This window comes from Thermogutta sp., from assembly GCF_014359955.1.
Lineage (GTDB): Bacteria > Planctomycetota > Planctomycetia > Pirellulales > Thermoguttaceae > Thermogutta.
In genome coordinates, this window is sequence record NZ_JACIYL010000070.1 from 1 (window position 1) to 10,210 (window position 10,210).

General features: G+C 59.5%; 5 protein-coding genes and 1 pseudogene. 5 read left to right on the forward strand and 1 reads right to left on the reverse strand.

Annotated elements, in window-relative coordinates; translation table 11 throughout:
- Window positions 1–1,211 (forward strand): annotated as a pseudogene (locus H5U08_RS03800) (pyruvate dehydrogenase (acetyl-transferring), homodimeric type); the annotation flags it as partial.
- 42 nt (window positions 1,212–1,253) lie between these two features.
- Here H5U08_RS03800 and H5U08_RS03805 read toward each other — a convergent pair.
- Complete coding sequence (locus tag H5U08_RS03805; protein WP_297030336.1) at window positions 1,254–2,315, reverse strand: PIN domain-containing protein; 1,062 nt, start codon at window positions 2,313–2,315, stop codon at window positions 1,254–1,256.
- 1,069 nt (window positions 2,316–3,384) lie between these two features.
- Here H5U08_RS03805 and H5U08_RS03810 point away from each other — a divergent pair.
- The 4 genes from H5U08_RS03810 to H5U08_RS03825 form a co-directional block, all read left to right on the forward strand.
- Complete coding sequence (locus H5U08_RS03810; RefSeq protein ID WP_297030338.1) at window positions 3,385–4,713, forward strand: DUF1501 domain-containing protein; 1,329 nt, start codon at window positions 3,385–3,387, stop codon at window positions 4,711–4,713.
- A gap of 163 nt (window positions 4,714–4,876) precedes the next feature.
- Complete coding sequence (locus tag H5U08_RS03815; RefSeq protein ID WP_297030340.1) at window positions 4,877–7,297, forward strand: PPC domain-containing protein; 2,421 nt, start codon at window positions 4,877–4,879, stop codon at window positions 7,295–7,297.
- A gap of 30 nt (window positions 7,298–7,327) precedes the next feature.
- Window positions 7,328–9,802 (forward strand): DUF1549 domain-containing protein, encoded by a 2,475-nt coding sequence (locus H5U08_RS03820; RefSeq protein ID WP_297030342.1) that lies wholly within the window; start codon window positions 7,328–7,330, stop codon window positions 9,800–9,802.
- A 103-nt stretch (window positions 9,803–9,905) separates the two neighbouring features.
- The coding region (locus H5U08_RS03825) for a c-type cytochrome domain-containing protein (RefSeq protein WP_297030345.1) at window positions 9,906–10,210 on the forward strand (305 nt) is incomplete at its 3' end.

Sequence of the window (10,210 nt, forward strand, 5' to 3'; positions counted from 1 at the left end):
GAAGCGAAGGCCGCGAAGTCTCTACCACGATGGCATTTGTGCGGTTGCTGGCACGCTTGATGCGGGACAAGAACATCGGCCGGTATATCGTTCCCATTGTCCCCGATGAAAGCCGCACCTTCGGTATGGAAGCGCTCTTCCGGCAGTTCGGGATTTACTCCCACGTGGGGCAACTTTATGAGCCTGTGGACTCCGACACGATCCTCTACTACCGCGAGGCCGTGGATGGGCAAATTCTGGAAGAGGGGATCACGGAAGCCGGGTCAATGGCCTCGTTCATCGCCGCCGGTACGGCGCATTCCACACACGGAATCAATATGATTCCGTTTTTCATCTTCTACTCCATGTTCGGTTTCCAGCGAATCGGGGACCTCATTTGGGCCGCCGGTGATATGCGGTGCCGGGGCTTCTTGATGGGAGGCACTTCCGGCCGGACGACACTCGCCGGAGAAGGCCTCCAGCACCAGGACGGCAACAGCCACCTCTATGCCCTCGCCTACCCCACCTGCCAGGCCTACGATCCCTGCTACGCGTACGAAATGGCGGTCATCGTGCTCGACGGGATCCGCCGGATGTACTACGAGGAAGAGGACATCTTCTACTACATCACGCTCATGAACGAAAATTACGAGATGCCGATCCTGCCCATGGGTTCCACGGAAGGAATCTGCAAGGGCATGTACCGGCTCTCCGTGCGTGATCTGGGCCCCGACCGTCCCAGCGTGGACCTCATGGCCAGTGGCGCGATTTTGCGGGAGGCCCTTCGGGCACAGGAGATCCTCGATCAGAAATTTGCCGTTTCCAGCCGTGTTTTCAGCGTGACAAGCTGGAAACGTCTCCTGGAAGATGCCCGGGAGGTCGATCGCTACAACCGGCTCCATCCCGAAGCGTCGCCCCGCGTTCCGTATGTCCAGCAGGTGCTGGAGGGTTCCCAGGGAACGGTCGTTGCGGCTTCAGACTACGTATCGGCCGTGCCGCTCACCCTCGCCCGGTGGATTCCCGGCGATTACGTCGCGCTGGGGACGGACGGTTTTGGTCGGAGCGAAGCCCGCCGCGAACTCCGTCGTTTCTTCGAGGTCGATGCCGAGAATATCGCGCTGGCCGCACTCAGCTCCCTGGCAGAACGGGGGCTCTATCAGAAAGACCGCCTCGCCTCGGCCATCAGAGAACTGGGACTGGACCCGGACAAGCCCGTGCCGTGGAAAGTGTGAACCTTCGCTGATTGCGCGTCAGCGCCTGTGGAGAAAGGGATCTCACGCCACGCTCGTGTCCCGGGCGTGAGCGTTATGCTCTACGACGCGTTCGAACCGCCCGAATATCATGCGGCCGGCGCTCGTCTGGAGGACGCTGGTCACATTGAGAACCACGGTTTTCCCGACATACTCGCGGCCGTCTTCCACCACGACCATCGTCCCGTCGTCGAGATATCCGACGCCCTGGCGTTCCTCTTCGCCCGGCTTGACCAGGCGGACCTGGATCTGCTCGCCGGGAAGGAATCGCGGCTTGAGGGCATTGGCCAGGTCGTTGATATTGATCACCCGAACGCCGTGCACCCGAGCCACCTTGTTGAGGTTGTAGTCGTTCGTCACGAGTCGCCCTTCAAGGTGTTTGGCCAGCGTGACCAGCTTGACATCCACGGATTGTCCGGCAAACTCGGGGAGGTCCCGGTCCCAGATATTGAGTTCCACGTCGGGATTGTTGCGGAGGCGGTTGAGAATATCGAGTCCACGTCGCCCTCTGGCCCGCTTGGAGCGATCGGCGCTGTCGGCGACAGCCTGGAGCTCGTTAATGACGAATCGAGGGATCACCAGTCGGCTGTCGAAGAGATTGGTTTCCACCAGATCGGCAATGCGACCGTCGATGATGACGCTGGTATCCAGGATGTACGGTCGGCGTCCTTTGACTTCCTTGGTGAACTCGACGTAGGGGATGATGAATCGGAAATCGTCTTTGGTCTGAAATAGGAAACTGATACACACATAACACAGGACTGCCGCGAGGATGAGCTGCACCACGTTCCGCACCCGCTCTTCGGTTTGAAGACTCTCGAAGACCGGCGTGAGGGCCAGCCCCGCCACGTAACTGAGGAAAAGCCCCACGATCAGACCGAAGTAAACGGAGCTGATGATCTCCAACGGTTTGCGTGGGATCAGAATATCCAGCAGAATAACCGCCCCGCCGATGGCCATGATCCCCAGCACAATCAACCAGGCTGTCCACTGAAGGTCCTGGGGATACAGGCCGGCCTTCACGACGATTACCGCCACACCCGCCAGAACGATCAGGAAGGTGAGGCGTAAAAAAGTCAGAACCATGCTGGTGCCCTCTCTGTTACCGGATACGCAATTTAACGGCCATACAGTAGGATAGGTCACAGGCCCACAGGACGCTGCCGACGGTACGCCCCTTATTCAGGGGATGCTCCTTCCCGTGATTCGTCGGCTTGCCTGGGCATTGTCCTCGGCTGCCGCCTGCCGGGGACCAACTATTTCTCCGTCGATTCTAGCCGAAACGAAAGCCACCATAAAGCCTTTTCGTCGTCGAAGCAATTTCGGCGTTGTTTCCCGGGCCCCCGTCGTTCGATCACGCAGATCATTGAGTTTGCGCACCGTCTGAAACCGATTTCTCCTGCGAAACATGGAAAACTAAAAAATCACCTTTCCCTCAGGAAACGCGCTTGTCGTGCCCGGCGAAATCAAAAATGGACGATCCAGCTTCTCATAAACGTTCTCATAAACGGACGTGACGGGCACCTTTGCCGAAACAAAGTGGGGCACTCCTGTCGGGCCCGTCCCGACTCGCGGCTTTGATCCATGGAAGAGAGGCTTGCGGGACTGATAAAGTTCACCGGTGGATAACAGTATTGCGGTGTCTGGTTGCCTGAATGCTGTCTGATTCACGGCGAAAAAATTTTGGTTGCCGCACTTGCTTGTTGGCCGAAGGTGAGTACAATGAGGCGGCAAATATGACAGCCGATTTTGAAGTATACCCGAGAGCCTGTTGGCGCTTCCAACCACGCAAGCCGCACTCGAGTACGCAACACAAAAGACTCCCCCATCAAGACAAATAAATCCCGGGTAATTACCCGTTAGAAGAATTCCCACCCTGCGTTTCTACGATGGTTGCCTCGCGGCGCAGAACAAGGTTTCAAAGAAAGCACGCCGACAGACAGCGGCTTCCTCGCTGCCTTCCGGGAAGAGATTCTTTCAGCCCAGGTGTCCAGTGGTCGTTTGTCGCCGGAAGAGGCAGGGGAACGCCGCAGAGAATATGGGATTGAGGTGTATTTTTGCAAGAATTGTGCCCCATGCCGACGTCCTGACATTCAAGGGTAGGCGGAGGGTTTGACTTCACGTTTGAGCAGGTCCTATTTGGGGGAGCAAAACGATGGCTCACACCAATTGCCGCGGTAATAGGTTCTTTCAGGGTAGTCGTCGGGAATTCCTGACCGTGGGGGCTCTCGGTTTCCTGGGCCTGACGCTCGGTGATCTCCTGCGTCTGGAGGCTGCCAAAGCACAGGAGGGGAGTGCTTCAGCAGATCCCACTTTCGGAAAAGCCAAAGGGTTGATCCACATTTTTCTCCCCGGCGGAATGGCCCAGCAGGAGTCTTTTGACCCCAAGCCCTATGCCCCCCTGGAATACCGTGGCTCTTTCGGGACTGTGAAAACCAACACGGGCGAATTGTTTTCCGAAAACTTTCCGATACTTGCCCAGGTGGCTGATAAGTTCACGGTCGTTCGCTCCATGAGCCACGGCGAAGCGGCGCACGAGCGCGGCACCCACAATATGTTCACGGGATACCGCCCCAGTCCCGCCGTGACGTATCCCAGCCTCGGAAGCATTGTGAGCCATGAGCTCGGCCCGCGAGAATCGCTGCCTCCGTATGTGTGCATTCCCAATGAGCCGAACCCCTACGCCGGGCCGGGTTATCTCAGTTCGGCGTATGGTCCGTTTTCGCTGGGGGCGGATCCGGCGGGAAAGGGTTTCCGGGTCCGCGATCTGAGTCTTCCGCAGGGGGTGGACGAGCAGCGGTTTGCCCGACGTCGCACCCTCCTGGAGGCCGTCAATGCCCATTTTGCCTCGCTGGAGAAAGCGGACGCCATCCAGGCGATGGACTCCTTTTATTACCGGGCCTATGAAATGCTCAGTTCTGCGAAGGCCCGGGAGGCATTCAATCTGGAAGCGGAGTCCCCCCAAATCCGCGAACGGTACGGTTACACCCAGGCTGGGCAGCGGTTTTTACTGGCACGGCGATTGATCGCCGCCGGTGTCCGCGTTGTCACGGTCACATACGGCGGATGGGACTTTCATCAGCAGATTGTGCCGGGGACGAAGCGGCTCGCTCCCGCGCTCGATCAGGCCCTGGCGGCTCTGTTCTCGGACCTCGATGCCTCAGGAATGCTGGATGAAACCATCGTGATGGTCTCCACGGAATTCGGACGGACTCCGAAAGTCAACGGGACGGCGGGGCGCGATCACTGGCCCAAGGTCTTCAGCATTCTCCTTGCTGGAGGCGGCATCACGCGTGGCCAGATTTTCGGTAGTTCGGATGCCACCGCGTCCGAGCCGGCCAGCGAGCCCATCGGGCCGGAGGACCTCTTTGCCACGATTTATCATCTGCTGGGAGTGGACTACGAGAAACGTCTGATTGGTCCGGGCAATCGGCCGCTCAACATTGTCCGCGACGGTCGAGTTCGCCGAGGCCTGATCGCATGATGAGCCTGCCGTTCAGTCCTCCCGTTGGTTACCTGCCATTTGGGAATATTGCGTCATGAAGCGACACAGTGGCTCGTTTTTGGGGAAAAGACGTGCGGCGCTTGGGCCGGTTGCGAACCTCCTGCGTTGGCGACGCCCGAAGCCGTCCGTCGGCAGGATAAAAGTGCCTGATCCGGCCGTGCATCGCTGCGGGTTTGCTTGCCTGGGGGTTCTGCTGAGTGTGGTCTTCTCTGGAGTTGTGTGGGCGGCTGACCCAGTGATTTCCCGCGTGACGCCGATCAGCGCGCAGCAGGGGACCGAGATCGAGCTGACGATCACGGGTTCCCGTCTGGCTGATGCGGCGGAGTTGCTCTTCACCAGCCCTGGTTTTTCGGTGCGGGAGATCACGAGCAAGTCGGGCAATCGTCTGGTGGCGAAGGTGGCCATCGCTCCCGATTGCCAGGTCGGAGAGCACGGCCTGCGCGTGCGGACAGCCACCGGGATTTCCAACCTGATCACTTTCCACGTGGGGTTGCTTCCGGAAATTGACGAGAAAGAGCCCAACAACGACTTCCACAATCCCCAGGTTATCCCCCTGAACACAACCGTCCGCGGAGTGGTGGAGAACGAGGATGTGGACTACTTCGCCGTGGACCTGAAAGCCGGGCAGCGATTATCGGTGGAAGTGGAGGGAATGCGCCTGGGGAAAGCCTTTTTTGACCCCGCCGTGGCGATATTGGATTCCAAGCGTTTCGTGCTGGCTGCTGCGGATGATACGGCTTTCGGCGGTCAGGACGCCGTTTGTGCGGCCGTCGCACCGGCGGACGGTCGGTACATCGTGCAGGTGCGGGAAAGTGCCTTTGGGGGATCCGGAGATTCCTATTATCGGCTGCATGTGGGCACGTTTCCGCGACCTGTGGCGGAATTTCCGCTGGGCGGTACGGCCGGTCAATCTGTGAAGGTGCGCTGGGTGGGTGACCCGCTCGGCTCCTGGGAAGAGGAACTGACTCTTCCCGCTCAACCTGCAGAACGTTGGCCTGTTCTGGCACATCGGGACGGTCAGACGGCCCCCACGCCCAACTGGCTCAGGGTGAGTGCGGGGGGGTCCGAAACCGCGGAGGTTGAGCCTAATGACGCCCCGAACCAGGCCACTCCGGCGTCCGTCCCGGGGGCCTGCAATGGCGTGCTGGAGCGACCGGATGATCGAGATTTCTTCCGTTTTTCAGCGAAAAAAGGTCAGGCCTTTGACATCCGTGTCCTCGCCCGACAGTTGCGCACCCCTGTGGACAGCGTGCTGACCGTGCATGCGGCCAACGGCCGACAACTGGCGGCCAACGATGATGCGGGCAGTCCCGACAGCATCATCCGCTGGACGGCCCCCAACGACGGCGAGTATCTGATCGGGATCCGTGACCAACTCGGAGCAGGCGGTCCAGAGTACGTTTATCGCATCGAAATCGCACCCGTTCAGCCAAAGCTGCGGCTGAGCTTGCCCGAGCGGCAACAATTCCGAGATATTGTGGCGGCCGTTCCCCGCGGCAATCGATTCGCCTTCCTGGTCTCGGTGACGCGGGAGGATTTCGACGGCCCCGTGGACCTGCGCTTTGAAGATCTGCCGCCAGGCATCAGCGTGGAAACCTTTCCTATTCCGCCTGGACAGACGGCTGTGCCCGTCATCCTCACGGCCGCTGCTGATGCTCCGCTGGAAGGACGATGGGTCAACATCAAAGGCGTTTCGAAGGTCGGGGAGCAGGAGATCGTGGGAGACCTGCTCCAGCGAACTTCTCTTGTTCGCGGCCAAAACAACCGCGAGTACTGGAATTTTTACTCACACCGCCTGGCCGCGGCGGTGACCGAAGCCGTGCCGTTCCGGGTGACGATTCAACAGCCCAAGGTGCCGCTCGTTCAGGGAGGCACGATGGACCTCGTCATCAAAGCGGAACGGGATGCGGGCTTCGACGGGCCGATTACCGTGGCAATGCTGAACTTATCGCCGGGTGTATCCGCGCCCACTTCGGTGACAATTGCCCAGGGAGCCCAGGAGGTCCGCATGCCGCTCACCGCCACCAGGCAGGCGGCCCTGGGGACCTGGAAGATCGTGGCCCTCGCCTCCGCCAATATCAATGGAACCGTTGAAGTGGCCACGCCTCCCGCCGATCTGACGGTCGCCTCGCCGTTTGTGGCGATGACCTTCCCGCAGATTTCGCTGGATCAGGGACAGTCAGGAAACTGGCCGGCGCAGGTCGAGGTTCGCACCAAATTTGAGGGGAACGCTCAGGTAGAGCTTCTCGGACTACCATCGGGAATAGCGTCAGAGCCGCAAACGATCACGGCTGAAAGCCAACAGTGCACGTTCCCCCTGCGGACAGAACCGACTGCCCCGGTGGGACTTCACAAATCGGTTATTGTGAAGGTGACGATCACCCAGGACGGCGAGCCCATCGTTCATCTGTTGCCGGCCGGGGAACTGCGTATCCAGAAGCCGCGGCCGGCGCAGGTGGCGCAGGCCGCTCCACCTCCGCCTCCACGCCAACCCACAGAAAAACCGCTCAGCCGTTTGGAACAACTCCGACGGCAGCGCCAGAATCAAACCGCGACGCCGTAAACCTTCCTTTAACAGGAGGGCCTCCAAGCCATGAAGCGAGTACGTTTCCCTTTTTTGAGATTTCATCAGCGGGCAACCCAATCGGCCGGAATGGCCACGCTTGCCGGTTTGATCGCGTTCTGGGGCGCGATCGCAACCAGTCGGGCGGCGGAAATCGTCCGGCTGGAAATCTATCCTTCTGACGCCCTCCGCCTCGAAACGAAGGACGATCGGCAGTCGTTTGTGGTGGTGGCCGTGGCCGCCGACGGCGTCACCCAGGACGTGACCGAGCAAGCCAAACTCCGTTTGGAAAATCCCGCCCTCGCCCGCCTGGAAAACGCCACACTCTATCCGCAGGCCAACGGCGAAACGCGTTTGATCGCGGAGTATGGGGGGCAAAGCGCGGGGGTGCCCGTCGTGGTCAAAGATGTGGAGAAGGAACGGCCCCTCAGTTTTCGATTGGACGTCATGCCCGTGTTCATGCGAGCGGGTTGTAACACGGGCACCTGTCACGGGGCAGCTCGCGGAAAGGATGGCTTCCGGCTGTCGCTTTTTGGATTTGATCCCGAGGGGGATTATGAACGGCTCATCCACGAGGTGCCGTTCCGCCGGGTCAATCTCGCCGTTCCGGAGGACAGCCTCATTCTGCAAAAGGCCATCGGGGCGGTTCCACACACAGGTGGCAAACGCTTTGAAAAGGATAGCGAATTGTACCGTACCCTCTACCGCTGGCTCGAACTGGGTGCCCCGCGCGACAGTGGAAACGTGCCCAGCGTGGAGAAAGTCGAGGTCTTTCCCCCGCAGACCGTTCTCCAGGGCGAAAACGCCACCCAACGGCTGGTGGTTCGGGCGCACTACTCGGATGGTACGGATCGAGATGTGACCCACCTGGCCGTTTTCCTCAGCAATAACGACTATGCGGCTCCCGTTGACGAAAACGGCCTGGTTAAAGCGGCGCACCGCGGCGAGGCATTCATCCTGGCGCGATTCGATACGAAGGTGGTGGGAAGCCAGGTCCTCGTGCTTCCCGCCGATGCGCCGATGGTGGCCACCGATGAACCCGCCAACTACATCGACGAACTGGTCAACGAAAAGCTGCGCAAGCTCCGTATCCAGCCGAGCGGCCTGTGCAGCGATGCCGAATTCCTCCGCCGTGTGACGCTCGACATCATCGGCCAGCTTCCCACGGAGGAAGACTATGCGCGATTCCTTGCCGACACCCAGCCGGACAAGCGGGCACGGTTAGTGGACGAACTCCTCCAGCGCAAGGAATTTGCAGAACTCTGGGCGATGAAATGGGCGGAAGTTCTCATGGTGCGTTCCAATGTGAACGTGAGCTATAAGTCGGCCTATCTCTACTCTCAGTGGCTCACGGAAAAGATTGCTTCTGGAGAACCGTTCGACGAGATCGTTCGCGAGTTGCTGGCTTCCGAGGGTGGTACATTTACCAATCCCGCCACGAATTTTTACCAGGTGGAAACGGACACCCTGAAGACCGCTGAAAACGTGGCTCAGGTGTTTATGGGCCGTCGTATCCAGTGCGCGCAGTGCCATAACCATCCGTTCGACCGCTGGACGATGGACGATTACTACAGTTTCGCCGCGTTCTTTGCGCAGATTGGTCGTAAGCGAGGCGAAGACGAACGAGAAACGATCGTCTTCAACCGGGGAAGCGGTGAGGTGCGCCATCCGGTGGACAATCGCGTGATGGCCCCCAAGTTCCTGGGTGGCCCGCAGCCCCAAATCAACGGTGAGGATCGTCGCAAAGTCCTCGCCGAGTGGCTCACCTCGCCCGACTGTCCGGATTTTGCCTGCAATGTCGCCAACCGGATCTGGGCGCACTTTTTCGGGGTGGGAATCGTTGATCCGGTGGATGATGTCCGCATGAGCAATCCCCCCAGCAACCCGCAACTGTATGAAACGCTGGGGAAAAAGCTCATCGATTATAAATACGACTTTAAGCGACTGGTGCGGGACATCTGCCTGTCCAAGACGTATCAGCGATCGGCGATACCGAATGAGAGCAACCGCGAGGACACGCGGAACTTCTCCCACGCCAACGTGCGCCGTCTGCAGGCGGAGATCCTCCTGGATTGTATCTGCCAGGTTACCGAGTCGCCGGAAAAGTTCCGCGGTTTGCCGCTTGGTGCCCGGGCGATTCAGATCGCGGATGGAAGCACGACCAACTACTTCCTCACCACGTTTGGTCGGTCTCCCCGAGATACCGTTTGCGCCTGTGACGTGCGTACCGATCCCACACTCTCTCAGGCGCTTCATCTGATCACGGGCAATACGATCGAGAACAAGATCAGGCAGGGCGGTCTCATTGACCGGTGGCTGAACGAGAAGGTGTCCCCCGAAGACATCGTGAAGCGGTTGTTCATCCGCACACTGACCCGCGAACCGACCGAACAGGAAATGCAGGCCATTCGGGAAGCGCTCAAGGACCAGGCCGATCCGAAGCCGGTTTTGCACGACGTCTTCTGGGCCCTTTTGAACTCCCGGGAGTTCTCCTTCAACCATTGAGCGTGCCCCCGGCGGGCGAAATAGTAAAACCAGCAAATGATTCGTGCCAATCGGGTTTCATCAAACCTGCGGCGGCATGCAGTATCCGAGGAGTAAGCGTTCCATGCGAAGGTGTTTTTCACGCGGCTGGCTCGGTGTTGTGGCGCTGGTCTTATTCGGATGTCTGGGCACAGGCTCTGTCCTTGCGGAGGAGGCCAAAATCACTTACGTGGACCATGTCCGGCCTATTTTTCGCGAGCACTGCTTTGCCTGCCACAACCAGAACAAAGCCACCAATGATCTCGCCCTGGACAGCTACGAACGGCTCATGGAGGGCGGGGCCAGTGGGGCGGTCATCGAACCCGGCGATCCGGACAACTCCTACCTCTGGATGCTTGTTTCCCATAAAGAGCAGCCCTACATGCCCCC